The organism is Pseudomonas sp. B21-032, from assembly GCF_024748965.1.
Lineage (GTDB): Bacteria > Pseudomonadota > Gammaproteobacteria > Pseudomonadales > Pseudomonadaceae > Aquipseudomonas.
Map to the genome: position 1 here is coordinate 4,552,304 of NZ_CP087180.1, position 19,101 is coordinate 4,571,404.

At 62.0% G+C, this 19,101-nt stretch carries 14 protein-coding genes and 3 pseudogenes; 6 read left to right on the forward strand and 11 right to left on the reverse strand.

The annotated features are described in order from the left end of the window. Positions 1 to 8: 8 nt before the first annotated feature. Positions 9 to 332 carry a DUF2025 family protein gene (locus LOY54_RS20985; RefSeq protein WP_045197857.1) on the reverse strand — a complete coding sequence of 108 codons (324 nt, stop codon included), beginning with the start codon at positions 330 to 332 and terminating at the stop codon, positions 9 to 11. 189 nt (positions 333 to 521) lie between these two features. Here LOY54_RS20985 and LOY54_RS20990 point away from each other — a divergent pair, with 189 nt between their 5' ends. Together LOY54_RS20990 and LOY54_RS27475 are read left to right on the forward strand one after the other, a co-directional pair. Then, the gene (locus tag LOY54_RS20990; RefSeq protein WP_045197854.1) at positions 522 to 1,736 is read left to right on the forward strand and encodes an ATP-binding protein; all 1,215 of its coding nucleotides are present in this window, start codon (positions 522 to 524) and stop codon (positions 1,734 to 1,736) included. Positions 1,737 to 1,826: 90 nt separating this feature from the next. Beyond that, a pseudogene (locus LOY54_RS27475) lies at positions 1,827 to 1,910 on the forward strand (short-chain dehydrogenase); the annotation flags it as partial. A gap of 4 nt (positions 1,911 to 1,914) precedes the next feature. Here the strand turns inward: LOY54_RS27475 and LOY54_RS21000 are convergent. The 7 genes and pseudogenes from LOY54_RS21000 to LOY54_RS21025 all read right to left on the reverse strand — a co-directional run bounded on the left by LOY54_RS21000 (position 1,915) and on the right by LOY54_RS21025 (position 6,753). Beyond that, the gene (locus LOY54_RS21000) at positions 1,915 to 2,784 is read right to left on the reverse strand and encodes an HlyD family secretion protein (RefSeq protein ID WP_093380221.1); all 870 of its coding nucleotides are present in this window, start codon (positions 2,782 to 2,784) and stop codon (positions 1,915 to 1,917) included. 11 nt (positions 2,785 to 2,795) lie between these two features. Next, positions 2,796 to 3,001 (reverse strand): annotated as a pseudogene (locus LOY54_RS21005) (DUF1656 domain-containing protein). Continuing rightward, a pseudogene (locus tag LOY54_RS21010) lies at positions 2,988 to 4,973 on the reverse strand (FUSC family protein). The pseudogenes LOY54_RS21005 and LOY54_RS21010 overlap by 14 nt, the downstream one beginning before the upstream one ends. Positions 4,974 to 5,153: 180 nt before the next feature. Next, the gene (gene ccoM / locus LOY54_RS27480; protein WP_010221102.1) at positions 5,154 to 5,270 is read right to left on the reverse strand and encodes a cytochrome c oxidase subunit CcoM; all 117 of its coding nucleotides are present in this window, start codon (positions 5,268 to 5,270) and stop codon (positions 5,154 to 5,156) included. Between the two features lie 134 nt (positions 5,271 to 5,404). Beyond that, complete coding sequence (locus LOY54_RS21015; protein WP_093380215.1) at positions 5,405 to 5,569, reverse strand: hypothetical protein; 165 nt, start codon at positions 5,567 to 5,569, stop codon at positions 5,405 to 5,407. 76 nt (positions 5,570 to 5,645) lie between these two features. Beyond that, a complete protein-coding gene (locus tag LOY54_RS21020) occupies positions 5,646 to 5,975 on the reverse strand; it encodes a hypothetical protein (RefSeq protein ID WP_045197844.1) in 330 nt (109 codons plus the stop codon). Between the two features lie 91 nt (positions 5,976 to 6,066). Then, a complete protein-coding gene (locus LOY54_RS21025; protein ID WP_258607801.1) occupies positions 6,067 to 6,753 on the reverse strand; it encodes a M949_RS01915 family surface polysaccharide biosynthesis protein in 687 nt (228 codons plus the stop codon). Positions 6,754 to 6,872: 119 nt separating this feature from the next. On the opposite strand from LOY54_RS21025, the gene rapA reads away from it, so the two are divergent. Further along, on the forward strand, positions 6,873 to 9,719 hold the full coding sequence (gene rapA / locus LOY54_RS21030) for an RNA polymerase-associated protein RapA (protein ID WP_045197840.1): 2,847 nt from the start codon (positions 6,873 to 6,875) through the stop codon (positions 9,717 to 9,719). A 116-nt stretch (positions 9,720 to 9,835) separates the two neighbouring features. On the opposite strand, the gene LOY54_RS21035 is transcribed toward rapA, so the two are convergent. Next, positions 9,836 to 11,188 (reverse strand): MFS transporter, encoded by a 1,353-nt coding sequence (locus LOY54_RS21035; protein WP_093380206.1) that lies wholly within the window; start codon positions 11,186 to 11,188, stop codon positions 9,836 to 9,838. A 278-nt stretch (positions 11,189 to 11,466) separates the two neighbouring features. Between LOY54_RS21035 and LOY54_RS21040 the strand changes: the two genes are divergently transcribed. Next, complete coding sequence (locus tag LOY54_RS21040; RefSeq protein WP_045197836.1) at positions 11,467 to 13,743, forward strand: bifunctional diguanylate cyclase/phosphodiesterase; 2,277 nt, start codon at positions 11,467 to 11,469, stop codon at positions 13,741 to 13,743. Here the strand turns inward: LOY54_RS21040 and LOY54_RS21045 are convergent. Continuing rightward, positions 13,643 to 14,530, reverse strand: coding sequence for an NAD(P)-dependent oxidoreductase (locus tag LOY54_RS21045; protein ID WP_258607804.1), 888 nt, complete (start codon positions 14,528 to 14,530; stop codon positions 13,643 to 13,645). The genes LOY54_RS21040 and LOY54_RS21045 overlap by 101 nt on opposite strands. 201 nt (positions 14,531 to 14,731) lie before the next feature. Here LOY54_RS21045 and LOY54_RS21050 point away from each other — a divergent pair, with 201 nt between their 5' ends. Continuing rightward, on the forward strand, positions 14,732 to 16,912 hold the full coding sequence (locus tag LOY54_RS21050; RefSeq protein WP_045197831.1) for a hypothetical protein: 2,181 nt from the start codon (positions 14,732 to 14,734) through the stop codon (positions 16,910 to 16,912). Between the two features lie 179 nt (positions 16,913 to 17,091). On the opposite strand, the gene LOY54_RS21055 is transcribed toward LOY54_RS21050, so the two are convergent. Next, entirely contained in the window at positions 17,092 to 17,397 is a 306-nt protein-coding gene (locus LOY54_RS21055; RefSeq protein WP_045197829.1) for a DUF2288 domain-containing protein, read from the reverse strand. Between the two features lie 362 nt (positions 17,398 to 17,759). Here LOY54_RS21055 and LOY54_RS21060 point away from each other — a divergent pair, with 362 nt between their 5' ends. After that, positions 17,760 to 18,887: a branched-chain amino acid ABC transporter substrate-binding protein gene (locus LOY54_RS21060; RefSeq protein ID WP_258607806.1), complete on the forward strand. Its 1,128-nt coding sequence runs from the start codon at positions 17,760 to 17,762 to the stop codon at positions 18,885 to 18,887. The last annotated feature ends 214 nt before the right edge of the window (positions 18,888 to 19,101 follow it).

The window sequence follows — 19,101 nt, forward strand, 5'->3', positions numbered from 1 at the left end:
GTGGCCGCTCAGGCCCGCAGCCGTCGCTGCGCGGCGATCTCCGGCAAATCCTTGCGGCGCAGGTAAACCCGCAACGGCTCGGTCACATTCAACCGTTCATCGACGTTCTGCGCCAGAAGAATCTCGATCAAGGCTCGGCTCAAGGTCATGACCTCGGCCTCGGCGGCCTGCCAGACGAATTCGTTGCTCGGGGTGATGCTGTCGTCAGCCACGTCCATGCCGAACGAGTCTTCGCTGAAACGCACGATGTGCTTGCCAAGCTTGCGATGAAAGCCGACAAAGCCCTTGAGCTGGTCAGCAGCGGCGCAGATGTCCTGGGATGTGATGTGCATGTCAAACCTCACTTGAAAAAGGGGATTGGCACGCTGGGCGATAGGGGTTGCGCTCTGGCGGGCAACTCGGGGACCAAGGTTAATGGAAATTCATCGCATTCGGTAAAGGATTTTTTTACCCAAGCGGCAGTTGCTCGCTAGACTTATCTTTCTCAACGCCTTCCAGTAGTCAGCGAACGTGGATGATTCATGAGCACCGCCGTCACTTCCGATATCGCCACGATCAGCCGAATCAACGCAGTACCGGCCATCCTGCAGGTGATCTGCGAGACCACCGGCTTGCGTTTCGCCGCCGTCGCCCGGGTCACCGACAGCAGCTGGACGGCCTGCGCGGTGCTCGACTCGCTGGGCTTTGGCCTGGAGGTCGGCGGCGAACTGGACCTGATCACCACCCTGTGTCACGAGATCCGCGCCAGCCACCAGACCATCGTGATCGACAAGGCCAGCGAAGACGAGCTGTACTGCAACCACCACACCCCGCGTATCTACAAGTTCGAAAGCTATATTTCGGTGCCGGTGTTTCGCACCGACGGCAGCTTCTTCGGCACCATCTGCGCCCTCGACCCATTGCCGGCCAATCTCAAGGGCAGCGCCATCCAGCCGATGATGGAGTCCTTCGCCCGCCTGCTGTCGATCCAGATCGAAAGCGAAGAGAACGCCCAGCAAACCGAACAGGCCCTGGAAGAAGAACGCGCCATCGCCGACTTGCGTGAACAGTTCATCGCCGTGCTCGGCCACGACCTGCGCAATCCGCTGTTCGCCATCACCGCCGGTGCCGAACTGCTCAGCCAGCGCCTGCAAGACGAAAAAAGCCGCGCCATCGCCCAGCACATCCTGACCTGTGGCCGGCGCGCCAACCAGCTGGTCCGCGATGTCCTGGATTTTGCCCGTGGCCGCCTGGGCAACGGCATCATGATCAACGTCCAACCCTGCCCGGATCTGGCCGACGCCCTCAGCCACGTGGCTTCGGAGCTGCAACGGGTGCATCCGCAGCGCTTGATTCGGCTGAACATCGGCGATCTCGGCGACATCCAATGCGACCGTGAACGGGTCACCCAATTGCTGTCCAACCTGATTGCCAACGCCCTCACCCACGGCGCCGCCGACAGCCCGGTAAATGTCATGGCCGATATCCGCGAGCGGGTGTTCGTCCTCGGTGTGCACAACCTCGGTGAACCGATTGCACCCCAGGTGATGGCGCAGTTGTTCCAGCCCTTTTCACGGCCACGCGATGATGCGCCGCAACCCGGCCTGGGCCTGGGCCTGTATATCGCCAACCAGATTGCCCTGGCCCACGGCGGGCGCATGGAGGTGGTGTCGAGCGCCGAAGCCGGTACGCTGTTTACCTTTCGCTTGCCGCTTGACCGAGTGGTGCCTGAAGCAACTGCGCCAGCCAGTCCATGAATGCCCGCACCCGTTGCTGCTGTTGACGGTGATGACCCCCGGCATTGCCTCGTACCGCGTGGCACCGTCCTGTTGATATTCGAAGCCAGGGCCGCGGGCGCCCAGTTGCTTGGCGATGGCGGCGGCTGGATTACCGGCCAGCGTCTGGAAGTCTCCGGCGGCATGTTCCTTTAAGCGCTCAGCGCTGCACTTGGTCCTCGCGCACCTGCACACTGGCGGTCATGCCGGCGCTGAGGTTGACCCCTTCGGGCACCTGATCAAGCTTGATCCGCACCGGAATGCGCTGGGCCAGGCGCACCCAGTTGAAGGTCGGTTCAACTTCGGCGAGCAACTGGCTGTCGGGGTTGGCGTTACGGTCGGTGATGCCGCGGCTGATGCTCTCGACATGCCCCTGCATCGGCTCGCCAGCGCTCATCAGCCAGACCTTGACCGGGTCACCGACGCGGATGCGTGGCAGCTTGGTCTCTTCGAAGTAGGCCTGGACGTAGAAGGTCGAGTCGTCCACCAGGGCCATCACCGACTGCCCGGCATTAACGTAGTTGCCTTCGGCCAGGCGCAGGTTGGTGATATGTCCGCTGCGCGGCGCCTTGACCTGGCTGCGCGCCAGGTTGATGGCCGCGACCTTGACCTCGGCCAACGCTTCGCGCAATTCGCCACGGGCAACGGCGGCGTTGATCTGGGCATTTTCGCGCAGTTCCGCGCTGATCGCCTGAGGGCCAAGGGCGGCACGGCGCGAAGCTTCGTGTTCGCGCAGGCGCAGTTGTTGCTGGCGGGTTTCGGCCACGGCGTTGGCTTTGTCCAGAGCGGCCTCGAAGCGGTCACGGTCGATCGACATGAGCAACTCGCCGGCCTTGACCTGCTGGTTGTCACGCACCTTCAGCTCACGTACCCAGCCAGATACGTCCGGGGCAATGATCACCACGTCGGCGCGAATCTTCGCATCACGGGTCCAGGGCGTGAGCATGTAGTACTGCCAGAGCTTCCAGCCGGCAAAAATCGCCACCGCCACCAGGCACAGGGTTACTGCGATACGTACAGCAGCACGCATGGTCACACTCCTTATAACGGCCCCAGCACGTGGGTCACCAGGGTCAGAATACAAACGAACAGCGCGCAGTCGAACAACGCCTCATGCCAGACCCAGCGCCCCAACGGCGTGTAGCGCAACAACAGGCGCAACACCCGGTCAGCAGCAAGGCCAACAACACATACAGCAGAAACGGACTGAGCAACACACCGCCCAGCGCCCATTCACGCAAGCCCATGGATTTCCTCCTGTCGACGGCACCACTTGCCCCAGCTCTTCTGCAATTGCAGCACAGCACCGATGGCCAGGCGCAGCGGGTCACTCGAAGGCACGCTCTGCAGTGCGTCGATGAACTGCTCGCTGGCCGCATCCAGGCGCTGGCCACGCCCGGGGCCGGGCCGCTGGCCAATACTGATTCAAGTTGTTGCAGGTACTGGCGCTCAGCCGCCGCTACCGGCGCCTGGGCGACTGCCAGGCACATGCGCAGGTGCAGTAGCTCGTCGCCGATATCCAGGCCGTGCAGGCCATCGTCCCAACGCCCGCGCTCCTGTTCGGGCAAGGCGCCGTAGTGCCGGGCCAGTTGCAACAGGCGATCGGCCATGCGTCCACCAAACCAGCTGTCGGCGCCGCGCAGGTCGCGGCGGGTCAGGCGCACCAGGTCGCTTTGGGTGGCAGCGCGCAGGCGTTTGCCATGCCAGGCCGGGTTGCGCAGCACCAGCAACTTGAACGCCAGCACTGCGGCGCCGACACCCATGAGCATGGCCTGGGCGCTGTTGAAGAAGTTGGCGACATCGAAACTCATGACATTGAGCGGCGCCACCAGCACGATAAAGTGCAGGCAATAAGAAGTAGCGGTGGCGCCAATACGCGGATTGGCCATGCCCAGGGCGCCAAAGAACAGCGGCACGCCCATGGCCAGGCAGAGCATGGCAAAACCGCTGAGCTCCGGCAGGAGGATCTGCCCGACCACGAACGCCACCGGTATCGCCAACAGTATCCCGCGCAAAAAACTCATGCCGATCTGCGCGCCATTCTCGCGGCTGGCGAACAAGCTGCAGACCACGCAGGTCAGCACCAGGCCACCGGGGCAGCCTGCCAGGCAGTGGCCAACCAGAAGCTGGCCATGGCCAGGAACGCCAGGGCGCTGCGCGAGCCGAACAGCAGCGCCAGCGATACATCGCGGTGAACCGCCAGGCTGTCGGGTACATCGACGGCCGGCTTGCCCTCCTCTACCCCACGCAGGGCCAGAGTCGCAGCCATGGCGTTGTCCAGCAGCAAGGTCAGGCGCGCCAGGCAGTAATGCTCGGCGGAGCTGATTTGCTCATCGTGGGCTGCATCCCAGACGCGCTGGCGCAACAGCAACAGGCTGGCCTGGTCGGGGCTGGCCAGCAGCGCCTGAACCTGTTCCAGCCACGGCGCCAGGTGCTGCGCCTGCTGTTCATCCAGTTGCCGCCATTGCCGGCGCACCGAACGGGAAATGCGCAGCAGCACCAGCAGTTTCTGGCTCAGCCCGCGAATCGCCCGGGCGCGCTGACGGCCGAGGCTGCCTTCGAACCAGGCATGTTCACGCTGGGAATCCACCGCCACGATGCGCCCGAGAATCTCCAGCAGGCCCTTGCGCCCCTGTTCTTCACCACTCAAGGCGGCGCTGGCGGCCTGCAGCCCGCTTTGCCAGGCCTGGCGCGCCTGCCCGCTCAGCTGTTGCTCGACGCGCATCGGCCAGAGCAAGGCGCTGGTGGCCGTGGCGCAGACAATCCCCAGGCAGATCTCGGTACAACGTGCCACCGCCTGGTCGAACACCAGCAGCGGATGGTTGATGGCCGGCAAAGCGATGATTGCCACGGTGTAACCGGCCAGCACGAACGAATAAGCCCAGGCACTGCGCAGCAAGGTCGAGCAGGCGGTGCACAGCGCCAGCCACAAGGCCAGGGCGAACAGGAACAGCCACGGGGTCTGGGCGAAGGCGCCAATGAACAGCACCGACATGACCGTGCCGACCAGGGTGCCGAGCAGACGCGCCAGGCCCTTCTGCACCACCATCCCCGACAGCGGCTGGGCAACGATAAACGCGGTCATCAGTGCCCAGGCCGGCTGCTCAAGCCCCAGCGCAGCGCCAGCCACAGGGCTAGGCCGCCACCAAGCAGGGTTTTGAGGGCAAATTGCACAGCGGTTTTGTTTGGCGCCAGCAGGGCCTGCAACGTGATGGGCACGGGACGCACCTTGAACGACGGTGTAGTAAAGATAGTCAGGATGAAGCGAGAAGTTCAGGGCTTAATTATTAGCTAGCTAACTATTAATAGTCCAGAGGTGCTGAAAGGTTTTTTCACCAGACAAAAAAATGGGCGACCGAAGTCGCCCTAAATGCCTTGCGTGCTCGTGACTGGAAAGGATCAGCGCTCTTTGCGCTTGTTCGAGTCTTTCCAGATGAATATTCCGAATCCGACGAAGAACATCAGCATCAGACCGACCGTAATCACTCCAGCGATAACCACATTATCGAAGAACATGTCGGCCTCCATTCGCCTGAACCTGTCCGATGGGCTTAAGGTAGCGAATGGCTCGGGGGAGGAAATTGACCGAGGTCAATAGCGCCCGGAACCGGGCGCGCAAGGCGGGTGCAGGCTTGACCTGCATCAAGTTTTCAACGCTTCTTGGGTTTGCCCTTGGGCTTTTTCTTCTTGGCCTTGCCCAGCGGCATGGCCTGCTCGAACGCCTGACGAACTTCGTTCAGACGCTTTTCATTGAGGTCGTGGACCCGGCGTGCACGTTCGGCACCGAGGTCGATCAGGTTGTTTTCTTGGCTCATGGCGGGCTCGGAAAGCTGACTGCAGTGCTGCAATCATGCAGGCTGCAGCCGGCGCTGACCAGTGGCGCTTGTATCTTCAGACTTCGATGTCCACCAGCAGCCCCTGGCGCGGCTGCTCACCCATCAACGGTGCCACCGGCACGGTGTTGTCGGCGTTGACTTCATCGCCGGGCAACGCCTGGTACAGCTCTTCGTCCTGGCTCGACGGGCGTCGGCGCTGCTGGCGGCGCTGCTCTTCGCGCAAGAGGATCGCGGCCTGCTCCGGGTCACGCTGCTTGAGGTCAATGGTACTGTCGCTGGAGCTCGGTTGCGCCGGGACCACGGGCTTGATGTCTGGCGTCGGCTTTACCGGGTCCAGTTGTTGTGTCACGGGTGCAGCGCTGAGCGGGATGAGGGGCGGCAGCATGGGATGATCTCCTGTCGCCAGTGTGTCGGCTGATGGCCACGGGCCTTGAGCCAGTGCCGGCAAAATGTGCGGGGCGCTTCACAGTTGCCGGCTACTGTTCTTCGTCCTCGTCCGTCGGAGCGGGCTGGGCTTCGCTCCACGGCCGTTTGAGCACTTTGTTCCAGACGTCGTTCACGTGATCGCGCAACACTTGTGGTGCATCCTTGAGCGACGGGCTGTCTTCGCGCTCACCGCCATATGGCTGCTCGCCCTCGATGGCGATCAGCGACTGGCCATTGATAGCATAGCTGGCCTGGCCCTCACGCAACTCGACACGCAGTTCATGGGGGTCGACGCCGCCGCCACAAAAGGCGTGGCTGGCGACCGTCAGCTCGGTCAGGCCGTTGTTGTCGAGGTCACTGACGCCGCTGACGTCGGTATAAAAGCCGACATCCAGGTCGAGCCCGGAGCAGGTGGTCTCGTTCTCGATCTTCCAGCGCGGCTTGAAGCTGTCATCGCCCTGGCGCTCATACAGCGTTGCCGTGAGCACCACGCGATCGACGTCCTGATCGGTCTCTTCATCGCTGACCTGGTCGTCATTGCGGCTGAGCACCAGCAAACCTTCGCCCTCGCGGTCGTGGTAATGCACGCTCTGCAGCGGCGATTGCACGCCCAGGGCCTCGAGTTGCGCAGCGGGAATCGGCGCCAGAATTTCGAAACCTTTGTTGTCACAGGCAGCCAGCAGAAGCACGCCCGCCACGGCCAGCGTTCGGATGAACCACGGGTTGGAGATCGGCATGGCTGTATCGGGCCCTCAATGGCGACAGCGGTTTTCGTCGATGAAGTTGCTAGACTCTTTGGTCTGCACAGAGCTATCCGTTAAGATAGTCGGCTTTTTCATGGCGGGAGTCAGGCAGTATGGCGCAGCAGTATCAACCGGGGCAACGCTGGATCAGCGACAGCGAAGCCGAGCTAGGTCTGGGGACCGTTCTGGCACAGGACGGCCGCTTGTTGACCGTGCTCTACCCGGCCACTGGCGACACCCGCCAGTACTCCCTGCGCAATGCGCCCCTGACCCGGGTGCGCTTCTCGCCTGGCGACCAGATCACCCATTTCGAAGGGTGGAAGCTGACCGTGCGCGAGGTCGAGGATGTCGACGGCCTGCTGGTCTATCATGGCCTGGACGCGCAGAACCAGGCGCGCACCCTGCCAGAAACCCAGCTGTCGAACTTCATCCAGTTCCGCCTGGCCAGTGACCGCCTGTTCGCCGGGCAGATCGACCCGCTGCCGTGGTTCTCGTTGCGCTACAACACCCTCGAGCACACCAGCCGTCAGTTGCAGTCGTCGCTCTGGGGCCTGGGCGGCACCCGCGCGCAACCGATTGCCCACCAGTTGCATATCGCCCGTGAAGTGGCCGACCGTATCGCCCCGCGGGTTCTGCTGGCCGACGAAGTAGGCCTGGGCAAGACCATCGAAGCCGGCCTGGTGATCCATCGCCAGTTGCTCTCGGGCCGCGCCAGCCGTGTGCTGATCCTGGTCCCGGAGAACCTGCAGCACCAGTGGCTGGTGGAAATGCGCCGGCGCTTCAACCTGCAGGTTGCGCTGTTCGATGCCGAGCGCTTTATCGAAAGCGACGCCAGCAACCCCTTCGAGGATGCCCAACTGGCGCTGGTTGCCCTAGAATGGCTGACTGAAGACGAAAAGGCCCAGGACGCGCTGTTTGCCGCCGGCTGGGACCTGCTGGTGGTCGACGAGGCGCACCACCTGGTCTGGCATGAAGACCAGGTCAGCCCCGAGTACGCCCTGGTCGAGCAACTGGCCGAGGTCATCCCCGGCGTGCTGCTGCTCACCGCGACCCCGGAGCAACTGGGCCAGGACAGCCACTTCGCGCGCCTGCGCCTGCTCGACCCGAACCGTTTCCACGACCTGGCCGCGTTCCGCGCCGAAAGCGAGCACTATCGCCCGGTAGCCGAAGCGGTCCAGGAGCTGCTCGACGAAGGCCGCCTGTCGCCCAAGGCCCACGCCACCATCGAGGGTTTCCTCGGTGCCGAAGGCGAAGCCCTGCTGGCTGCGGTCAACGATGGCGATACCCAGGCCAGCGCCCGCCTGATTCGCGAGTTGCTCGACCGCCACGGCACCGGCCGCGTGCTGTTCCGTAACACCCGCGCGGCGGTCCAGGGTTTCCCTGAGCGCAACCTGCACCCCTACCCGCTGCCCAACCCCGACCAGTACATGGAGCTGCCGCTGGGCGAGCACGCCGAGCTGTACCCTGAGGTTGCTTTCCAGTCCCAGAGCGAAGGCAGCGAAGAAGAGCGCTGGTGGCGCTTCGACCCTCGGGTCGACTGGCTGATCGACACCCTGAAGATGCTCAAGCGGGTCAAGGTCCTGGTGATCTGCGCCCACGCCGAAACCGCCATGGACCTGGAAGACGCCCTGCGCGTGCGTTCCGGTATCCCCGCGACGGTGTTCCATGAAGGCATGAGCATTCTTGAGCGCGACCGCGCTGCGGCCTACTTCGCCGACGAAGAATTCGGCGCCCAGGTGCTGATCTGCTCGGAAATCGGCAGTGAAGGCCGCAACTTCCAGTTCGCCCACCACCTGGTGCTGTTCGACCTGCCAGCCCACCCGGACCTGCTCGAGCAGCGAATCGGCCGCCTGGACCGCATCGGCCAGAAGCACACCATCGAGCTGCACGTGCCGCACCTGCAGAACAGCCCGCAAGAGCGCCTGTTCCAGTGGTACAACCAGGCCCTGAACGCCTTCCTCAACACCTGCCCGACCGGCAACGCCCTGCAGCACCAGTTTGGCCCGCGCCTGCTGCCGCTGCTCGAAAGCGGCGATGACGATGAGTGGCAAGCGCTGGTCGACGAGGCCCGTGCCGAACGCGAGCGCCTCGAAGCCGAGCTGCACAGTGGTCGCGACCGTTTGCTGGAGCTCAACTCCGGTGGCGCCGGTGAAGGCCAGGAGCTGGTCGAGGCGATCCTTGAGCAGGATGACCAGTTCGCCCTGCCGATCTACATGGAAACCCTGTTCGACGCGTTTGGCATCGACAGTGAAGACCACTCGGAAAACGCCCTGATCCTCAAGCCGAGCGAAAAAATGCTCGACGCCAGCTTCCCGCTGGGCGACGACGAAGGCGTGACCATCACCTACGACCGCAACCAGGCGCTGTCACGTGAAGACATGCAGTTCATCACCTGGGAGCACCCGATGGTCCAGGGCGGCATGGACCTGGTGCTGTCCGGTTCGATGGGCAACACTTCGGTGGCGCTGATCAAGAACAAGGCGCTCAAGCCCGGCACCGTGCTGCTGGAGCTGCTGTACGTCAGTGAAGTGGTGGCTCCGCGCGCCCTGCAGCTGGGCCGGTACTTGCCGCCGGCCGCGCTGCGCTGCCTGCTCGACGCCAACGGCAACGACCTGGCTTCGCGGGTGTCCTTCGAGACCCTCAACGACCAGCTCGAGAGCGTGCCCAAGGCCAGCGCCAACAAGTTCATCCAGGCCCAGCGCGACGTGCTGGCGCCGCGGATCAACGACGGCGAAGCCAAGATCATGCCGCGCCATGCCGAACGTGTCGCCCAAGCCCAACGCCGGCTGGCGGCGCAAACCGATGAAGAGCTGGCGCGCCTGATCGCCCTGCAAGCGGTCAACCCGACCGTTCGCGACAGCGAAATCGACGCCCTGCGCAAGCAGCGTGAACAAGGCCTGGCGATGCTTGATAAAGCGGCGCTGCGCCTGGAAGCGATTCGGGTGCTGGTCGCCGGATAATTTGCATCGGTTCAATCGCGGGTCAAGTCGAGTCGTCGCACCGCCGCTCCCACAGAGATATTGGTGATTCTGTGGGAGCGGCGGTGCGACGACTCGACTTGACCCGCGATGCTTTTTCAAGCCACCACAGGCTTGGCGGCCATCATTTCGCTGTCAGCCACCATCCCCTCGCGCATCCTCTGCGCATCCCGGCTGAAGCACCGCGAGGCCAGCAGCAGGAACACCAGCGTCAACATCAACGCCACCGGTATCAGGTACATCGCCCCGTGCAGGCCTTCAGCCTTGAATGCCTCGCTCATCTGCACCGCCCCCGCTGCCTGCATGGCCGCCACGGCAAAATGGTCCGAAAGCGCCCCCACCACCACCGGCCCCAGGCCGCCACCGAGCAGATAAAGCCCGGCAAAGAACAGCGCCATGGCCGTGGCCCGCAGACGCGGCTGCACCACATCCTGAATCGCGGTGTAGACACAGGTATAGAAGTTGTAGGCAAACAACCAGCCGACACCGAACACCGCCACGAATACGCCGATCTCGATCCGCCCGGCGTGCAACGCCCAGGCGGTGGCCAGGGTGGCGATCAGCATGCTCAGGGCACCGAACAACAAGCGCCCGTTGGCAAAGCGCTGGTGTACCTTGTCGGCAATCCAGCCGCCAAGGGTCAGGCCAACCAGCCCGGTCAGGCCGACAATGACCCCGGTGGCCACCGCGGCCTGCTGCAGCGAGAGCAAAAAGTAACGCTGCAGCATCGGCACCATGAACGAGTTGCAGGCGTAGGTGGCGAAGTTGAAGGTAAGGCCCGCAAGCACCAGCCAGCAGAAGGTCGGCACACTCAGAACCCGGCGCAACGGCCGGTCCACGGGCGCCTGGGAGATCGCCACCGATTCCGCCGCGCCGCGCGCCGGCTCGCGGATCATGAACATGAACAGCGCCAGCAACAACCCGGGCACTGCGGCGATAAAGAACGGCGCCCGCCAGCTGTCAAAGGCCTGCACCATCGCGCCGATGGTGAAGAACGCCAGCAACAGGCCCAACGGCAGGCCGAGCATGAAAATGCCCATGGCCCGCGCGCGCTTCTCGGCGGGGAACAGGTCGCCGATCAGTGAGTTGGCGGCTGGCGCATAGCTGGCCTCACCGATGCCTACGCCCATGCGCACCAGCAAAAAGCTCCAGAAGCTGCCGACCATGCCGTTGACCGCGGTCAGCCCGCTCCAGGCCATCAGCCCCCAGCCCATCAGTTTGCTGCGTGAACCATTATCGGCCAGGCGCCCCAGCGGCAGGCCGGCAATGGCATAGACCAGGGTGAAGGCGGTACCGATCAAGCCGATCTGAAAGTCGCTCAGGTGCCATTCCAGGCGGATCGGCTCGATGATGATGGCGGGAATGGTGCGGTCGAAGAAGTTGAACAGGTTGGCCAGAAACAGCAGGAACAGGATTCGCCAGGCGTTGGCCGCTTGAGTGGAGCTCTGCATCGATCAGTCCCTCGTTATTATTGTTCGGGGCTTTCCAGCACGCCGAACTGAATCTAGAGGGCACTTGCCGATCTGTCTGCCACCATTGACCGGACTGATACCGGGTAATTGTAACCATTCGCGGTTTTAGAACCTGGCGCTATTGGTTCAATGACCAAATCGTAGGAATCAATATGCCATTATTCAGGATGGACTAATGCTGAGTTCCTATACTCCTGCACAACGGTCTCCAAGCGGGCTATAGGGGGACGAGTGCCAACTCGAAAAAGAGGCATGCTATGGAGTGGCTGGGGCTGCAAATGCTCGCCGAACTTCCGGCAACCGGACAGATCCTTCTCGATTGCAGGCACAACCCCTACCTGGTGCTGCTTGCCTTTCTGATCGCCTGTGCCGGTAGCTTCGCCACCCTCGACATGGCCGAGCGCCTGAGCCACGTCGAGCAACCCGCGGCCCAGCGGCAATGGCGCTTGCTCGGCGCCTGCTGTCTGGCTGGCGGCATCTGGGCCATGCACTTCATCAGCATGCTGGCCCTGCAAACGCCGCTGGAGGTTCACTACGACGTGGCCCTGACCGGCGTCTCGCTGCTGATCATGCTGCTGGCCGGCTGGATGGCCATGAATACCCTGAGCCGCCAGCAACTGCTGCCGCGCCACTACCTGCAAGCGGCGGTGTGCTTCGGCCTGGGGATCATTGCCATGCACTACACCGGCATGGCCGCCATGCGCTCCAGCGCCCAGCAGTTCTATCGCCCCGACCTGTTCGCCGCCTCGGTCGCTGCCGCCATCGCCACCAGCCTCGCGGCGCTGCTGTTCGCCCGTTATTTGCGCAATGGCAGCGGCACCCTCTTTCAACTGATGAAATACGGCGCCAGCCTGCTGATGGCCGGCGGCATTGTCGCGACCCATCTGCTGGGCATGGCCGCCTTGACCCTGGTACTACCCGCGGACACCGCGCTGTCGCTGCCGGTCAGCGACAACAGCCTGCAACTGAGCCTGACCATCGCCTTCATTACCCTGTTGATCAGCGCCAGTAGCATCAGCGCCGCGCTCTCGGACAAGAAGCTGCAAAGCAAGGAGCACGACCTGCGCCGGGTCAACGTGCTGCTCAGCCAGCTCGACCAGGCCCGGGTGTCCTTGCAGCAGGCCGCCCACTACGACGCCCTGACCAACCTGGTCAACCGCCGCGGCTTCAACCAGGTGTTCGCCGAGCGCCTGGCCGAGCAAACCGCCAATGACGGCATGCTGGCGGTGATGTTCCTCGACATCGATCACTTCAAGCGCATCAACGACAGCCTCGGCCATGATGCAGGCGACGAGTTGCTCAAGGTGATTGCCGCGCACATCAAGACCGCCACCCGCAGCCAGGATGTGGTCGCCCGGTTCGGGGGCGACGAGTTCTGTATCCTCACCGCCCTGCACAGCCGCGATGAGGCCCGGCACTTGGCCCAGCGCATCATGCAGAAGATGAAGGAGCCGATCGACCTGGCCGGTCGGCGCATGGTCATGACCACCAGCATCGGTATCAGCGTGTTCCCCGATGATGGCCGCAGTTGTGACGAGCTGTTGAAAAACGCCGACCTGGCCCTGTATCAATCCAAGGGTTGCGGGCGCAACAACCTGAACTTCTTCAACAGCAACCTGAAAACCCGCGCCACCCTCGAGCTGCAACTGGAAGAAGAACTGCGCATCGCCCTGCTCGAAGAACGTGGCCTGCGCATCCACTACCAACCGATTTTCGACCTTCACAGCGGCCAGGTGGCCAAGCTCGAGGCCCTGGTGCGATGGCAACATCCACAGCACGGGCTGCTCAGCCCGGACCGCTTCATCGGCATTGCCGAAGCCAACGGCCTGATCGCCGAACTCGACCTATGGGTGTTGCGCCATGCCTGCGAAGACCTGGCCCAGCTCAACCGCCACGGTTACGACGGGCTCAAGGTAACCGTCAACTGCTCGGCGTTGACCCTGGCCCGCGAAGAACTGGCCCAGGAAGTCGAAGATGCCCTGCGTCAGGCCGGCATTCCGGCGCGCCAGCTGGAGCTGGAAGTCACCGAAAACGCGCTGATGGGCAACATTCACAACACCATCGCCCTGCTCAAGCGCATCCGCGCCCAGGGCGTGTCGCTGTCGATCGATGACTTTGGCACCGGCTACTCGTCACTGGCCTACCTCAAGCGCTTGCCGCTGGACACCCTGAAGATCGATCGCTCGTTCATTCAGGATGTACCGCGTTGCCGCCAGGACATGGAAATCGTCCAGGCCATCATCGTCATGGCCCACACCCTGCACCTGCAGGTGATCACCGAAGGCGTTGAAACCACCGAGCAGTACCAGTTCCTCGCCCAGCAAGGCTGCGATTACCTCCAGGGCTACCTGCTCAGCCGGCCCGTGCCACTGGGTGAACTGCGGCCGATCCTGGGCGAACTCAACCAGCGCCATGAACAGGCGCTGAGCAGCATCAATCCTTACGCCGGTACAGATCAATCAGTGTCGCCGGATCTTTTTGCAGATAGCCCTGGCTACCATGCAAGCGCATCAGTTGGGCGGCCAGGCCGCTGATCGGGGTCGACGAACCCTGTTCGCGGGAAAATTTCACCGCGCTGTCCAGATCCTTGAGCAAGGTGCGCACGTGCCACTTCACCGGCTCGAAGCGACTGGCGGCCATTTGCGGGGCCAGGATCTGCAGCGGCCTTGAATCGGCGAAACCACCCGCCAGGGCCTCGGCGATCAGGCTGGCGTCGACGCCTGATTGCTCGGCCAGCGCCACCACCTCGGCAATCACCAGCGCATTGCAGGCAACGATCATCTGGTTGCAGGCCTTGGTTACCTGCCCTGCCCCGACCGGCCCCATGTGGGTCACGCGTTGACCAAGGGTCAACAACAGCGGGCGCACGCGCTCAAGGTCGGCCGCCTCACCACCGACCATGATCGCCAAAGTGCCGGCTTCGGCGCCTGGCGTGCCGCCGGAGACCGGGGTGTCGAGCCAGTGCATGCCGGTTTTCGCCGCCAGTTCGCTGGCCATCTCACGGGTAGCGGTCGGCTCGAGGCTGGAAAAGTCCACCAGCAACTGGCCGGCCTTGCCTGCGCCAGCAATGCCCTGCTCACCAAACACCACCTCGCGCACCACCGCCGTGTCGGCCAGGCACAGCATCAGCACCTCGGCGTGCTGGCACAGCTCGGCCGGAGTCGCCACCTGGCGGGCACCGGCCTTGACCAGTTCGGCGCATTTGTCCGCCGAGCGGTTCCACACCGTCAGCGGATAACCTGCGGCCAGCAACCGCCGACACATGGGCAAGCCCATCAGCCCGATACCGGCAAACCCCAACGAAGGACGTGCAGTGCTCATGTACAGCTCCAGACAGATTAAAGAAGTTGACTGATCGGACGATTCAGTTTGCAGGCGTGGCAAGGAAAACTCCTACACAGGCATCGGGTTAACCCCTATCGCCCACGCCAAATGCGCACTGATACAGTCGCGAACCTCATCCAGTGATGGCTCTATGCTACCTACTAGAACAGCCACCCACCCCCAGGCAAATGGCGCAAAATGACCTCCAAGACTACTTCTGCCAACGCGGTTTCCGAGCTGACATCACCCACTCCCGCGTACAGCGCTCCCGGCTCGAGCTACTACAGCCCGCGGGCGCTCAACCCGCAGCAGTACCTGTACTTCACCGAAACCGATATCCAGCGCATCCTCGACAACCTCGATGGCCTGCGTGACCTGGTGTTCCCGCCCAGCGTGCATGTCGAAGACGACACCCAGTTGCGCCTGGACCAGCAGTTCCCCTCGGTGTGCCTGATTGGCCTGGGCCGTTGTGGCTCGAACATCGCCCTGGATGTCGCAGAACTTGTATACAACGCCAGGACCTTCTACCTCAACGAATTCAACAACGAAGACCGCGCCGGCAGCGAACCGAACTACAGCCCGGCGCGCTGGATTCGCAACAACCTGCGCCTGGTGCAGAACAAGGGCACCAAGCCGGTGTTCCTGGTAGAGCCGCTGGTGATGCTCGGCGACCTCGACAAGGACATCGCCGGACGCATCCGTTTTTCGCGCAAGGGTGAGAAGAGCGGTTTTATCCGCGACTACAGCAAGATGAAAATCATGGACCTGTCGGAAGTCCATGCCGGTGGCGCCGGTAACGCGCCGATCCTCGGCCAGTACCTGGCCAAGATCATCCTCAACAAGGAAACCCACCGCTTCTCCAGCGCCGACTGGAAGCTGATCCACTCGTACCTGATCGACTCCTGCGGGATCAAGGCCAACCAGTCACGCCTGTATTTCTACATCTTCAGCGCCGGTGGCGGTACCGGCTCGGGCATGGCTTCGGAGTTCGGCCTGGCCCAGCAATATTCGTACATGAACAAGACGTTCGACACCAAGCCGGCCGACGAGAACGACGGCAAGAGCGGTCATTCGTTCGTCTTCGAGCCGATCTTCACCAGCGGTATCTGCGTGCTGCCGAACATCTCCGATCATCGCAGCGAAATGTCCGAAGCCCTGCACATCAACGCCGGCCGGTTGTTGTGCAAGTACCTGTCCGAGGAATGGGACTTCTCGTACAACTTCGACAATGAAGACAGCAGCGAAGCCAGCGTCATGGGCCGCATCCGCCCGTGGAACGCGATGATGCTGATCTCCAACGACATCATGCGCTACGCCGAAGAGAACGATGACGGCAACATCCAGAACATCGACGTCAACGCCATGGAGAAGCACGCCAACCAGTACATCTCCCAGCAGATCTTCAACATCCTCACCGCCCAGGCAGTAACCACCGACTACGACCAGAACTACTTCCGTCGTGCCGGCATCGATATCGGCGAAACCATCCGCCTGGATGCCAACGACCTGTTCATGAGCCTGGCAGGCCCCGTGGCCATCGCCTACGCCGAATCGGTAGTGCCGGAACAGCCCTCGCCCAGCTCGGACAAATTCAAGGTGTTCGAGAAAGAGCAGCCGCGGCTGAATATCGACGACCTGTTCTTCCGCTCCATCGACCTGCCGCACTTCAACAAGGTGACCCAGGCGATCGAAGGCATCAGCCTGCTGCCGATTGAATCCCGCCGCTACCGCGCCGCCCTTGAGCAATACCAGGCCTCCGGCTACGACGCGGCGGCGCTGCACGACCTGCATTTTTTCAAGAACTGCTCGTCGGTGGTGTCGATCGTGTCGCTGCCCAAGGACTACAAGCTGTCGTACATGGACCTGAACCGGCTCAAGACTCACCTCAACAGCCTGTTCCCCAACACCACGCTCAAACGCTATGCGCTGGTGATCGGTGCCTCGGCGAACCTGTCGCTGACCACCCTGATCGCCAAGAGCCCGTGCCTGTCGGACGACTTCCTGACCCTGATCGTGGCCTTTATCAAGCGCTGTTTTGCGCGTAACCCGTACCGCTTCGACGATACTCTGGACAATGCCATCCTTGAGTTCATCACCAGCGATGCCTTCGATGAAGACCGCATCGATGACCTGCTCAACGAGTTCGAGAACCCGGCGAAGATCCTCGATACCAACTGGTACGCGATCAAACCGATGTACGAGAAGAAATACCGCGAGCTGATCAACGACAAGAGCAAGTTCGTCTCGATCAATGACATCCGGTTATCACGCGAATGCGTGAAGAAAGCGGTGAAATACCTGCGTGAGATCTACCGTCACCGCATCGGCAAGACCCGGGTGATCTCGTTGAACAGCCATACCGGCAAAGTGGATTACTGATCGAAAGCATCGCGGGGCAAGCCCGCTCCTACATCGGTAGGAGCAGGCTTGCCCCGCGATCAGACTGTTACCGCACTGCCTTGGCACACCCAACTGTTACCAACAGCCACCCCGGCTGAACAGTCCCGCGCACCAAAACCATCCCGCTGTGCATTTTCACGCACCATTTTGGCGCGTGATCAGCCGTTGGTCTTTTCCTGAATCACAATAAACGGCGAGACCACCACGGCCCAGATCTCTGGATCGCGGCTCTGAAGGTCTAGTGCCTGCTCTGCAGTGACCGCTCCGACAGTGCCAGCATTACGCCATGCAGCGACGCTTTCGCTACGGTTTTCGGCCATTGCCTGTGCAACATCGATCAGGTCCAGGGTCGGCTCGACCCAAATCAGGTCACCCTTGGCCCAAAAACGCTCCAGCGCTTTCCACTCGATTATTGCTGTCTCGCCGAGCAATTTGGCATAGAGGGTGCTTGGTTGATCTGTCATGGGTTCCTACCAGAAATAATTCGACCGCGATAAAGGTCGGTATTTTTGCAGAAAAACCCAGTTTCAAAATAAGTAATTGATCGACAAGGTAGTAAATGCCCGGGTTTGACCAGAGAAACTGGCAAAACAACGGCGTTTTTCTATAACTTTCTGTCGATTAGGCGACACCCCTGGTTTTTGCCCCGGCGGGCCTGCTTTTCAAGCGACAAAGCAGCGCTCTACACTGTGCCGGTACAGTTGCCAGGGCCGTTCCGGGGGTTATCCGGGTCCGTGACGAGGCGTGGCCTCTCATGGAACCTGATCCGGTCCTCAAGCTCTGGCCGCCAGGACTATAAAAATTACAACAGAATGAGTGGAGCACTATGAGTAAGGCTACTAAGCAGATTTCCAAACTGTTTGCCGCAATGGTTCTGGCCGGGGTTGCCAGCCATTCGTTTGCAGCCGATACCATCAAGATCGGCATCGCCGGCCCGAAAACCGGCCCGGTCACTCAGTACGGCGACATGCAGTTCATCGGTGCAAAACAGGCCATCAAGGACATCAACGCCAAGGGCGGCGTCGACGGCAAGATGCTTGAAGCCAAAGAATACGATGACGCTTGCGACCCTAAACAGGCCGTGGCAGTCGCCAACAAAGTGGTCAACGACGGCGTCAAATACGTGGTCGGCCACCTGTGCTCCAGCTCCACCCAGCCTGCGTCCGACATCTACGAAGACGAAGGCGTGATCATGATCACCCCGGCTGCCACCAGCCCGGAAATCACCGCCCGCGGCTACAAGCTGATCTTCCGCACCATCGGCCTGGACAGCGCCCAGGGCCCTGCGGCTGGCAACTACATCGCCGACCATGTGAAACCGAAAGTGGTTGCGGTACTGCACGACAAACAGCAGTACGGTGAAGGCATCGCCAGCGCGGTCAAAACCACCCTCGAAGGCAAAGGTGTCAAGGTTGCCGTGTTCGAAGGCCTGAACGCCGGCGACAAGGACTTCTCCTCGATCATTCAGAAGCTCAAGCAAGCCAATGTCGACTTCGTCTACTACGGCGGCTACCACCCGGAGCTGGGCCTGATCCTGCGCCAAGCCAAAGAGAAAGGCCTGAACGCCAAGTTCATGGGCCCTGAAGGTGTCGGTAACGACTCCATCTCGCAGATCGCCCAAGGCGCTTCCGAAGGCCTGCTGGTGACCCTGCCGAAATCCTTCGACGCCGACCCTGCGAACAAGGCCATCGCCGATGCCATCAAGGCTGACGGCAAAGACCCAAGCGGCCCGTTCGTGTTCCCGGCCTACTCGGCTGTCGAACTGATCGCCGAAGGCATCAAGGCGGCCAAGTCCGAAGACACCGACAAAGTGGCTGCAGCCATCCATGCCGGCACCTTCAAGACCCCGACCGGCGACCTGTCGTACGACGCCAAAGGCGACCTGAAAGACTTCAAATTCGTGGTCTACGAATGGCATTTCGGCAAACCTAAAACCGAAGTTTCCCCTCAGTAATCCCGTCTGACTATATGACTACAAGCCCACTGTGCGAGCAGTGGGCTTTGTTTTACGAGGTTCATGGGCCTGATTCCCGCGATCCGGGAGCAGGTTCACCTGAAAATCTTAAAACCGTCACCAGCGGTTCGCTGGCAGTTGCCTGTGCCGAAGTGGCCAAGACCACAAGACCAGGCCGGGGGCATCCCCACCAGTGAAATGCGTATCAGGTTTT

Excerpts from the sequence above, each read along its gene's own strand:
- LOY54_RS21000 (WP_093380221.1), bottom strand. The coding sequence starts at position 2,784 with ATGCGTGCTGCTGTACGTATCGCAGTAACCCTGTGCCTGGTGGCGGTG.
- LOY54_RS21025 (WP_258607801.1), bottom strand. The coding sequence starts at position 6,753 with ATGCCGATCTCCAACCCGTGGTTCATCCGAACGCTGGCCGTGGCGGGC.
- ccoM (WP_010221102.1), bottom strand. The coding sequence starts at position 5,270 with ATGTTCTTCGATAATGTGGTTATCGCTGGAGTGATTACGGTCGGTCTG.
- LOY54_RS20985 (WP_045197857.1), bottom strand. The coding sequence starts at position 332 with ATGCACATCACATCCCAGGACATCTGCGCCGCTGCTGACCAGCTCAAG.
- LOY54_RS21040 (WP_045197836.1), top strand. The coding sequence starts at position 11,467 with ATGGAGTGGCTGGGGCTGCAAATGCTCGCCGAACTTCCGGCAACCGGA.
- LOY54_RS21060 (WP_258607806.1), top strand. The coding sequence starts at position 17,760 with ATGAGTAAGGCTACTAAGCAGATTTCCAAACTGTTTGCCGCAATGGTT.
- LOY54_RS21015 (WP_093380215.1), bottom strand. The coding sequence starts at position 5,569 with ATGAGCCAAGAAAACAACCTGATCGACCTCGGTGCCGAACGTGCACGC.
- LOY54_RS21045 (WP_258607804.1), bottom strand. The coding sequence starts at position 14,530 with ATGAGCACTGCACGTCCTTCGTTGGGGTTTGCCGGTATCGGGCTGATG.
- rapA (WP_045197840.1), top strand. The coding sequence starts at position 6,873 with ATGGCGCAGCAGTATCAACCGGGGCAACGCTGGATCAGCGACAGCGAA.
- LOY54_RS20990 (WP_045197854.1), top strand. The coding sequence starts at position 522 with ATGAGCACCGCCGTCACTTCCGATATCGCCACGATCAGCCGAATCAAC.
- LOY54_RS21050 (WP_045197831.1), top strand. The coding sequence starts at position 14,732 with ATGACCTCCAAGACTACTTCTGCCAACGCGGTTTCCGAGCTGACATCA.
- LOY54_RS21055 (WP_045197829.1), bottom strand. The coding sequence starts at position 17,397 with ATGACAGATCAACCAAGCACCCTCTATGCCAAATTGCTCGGCGAGACA.
- LOY54_RS21020 (WP_045197844.1), bottom strand. The coding sequence starts at position 5,975 with ATGCTGCCGCCCCTCATCCCGCTCAGCGCTGCACCCGTGACACAACAA.
- LOY54_RS21035 (WP_093380206.1), bottom strand. The coding sequence starts at position 11,188 with ATGCAGAGCTCCACTCAAGCGGCCAACGCCTGGCGAATCCTGTTCCTG.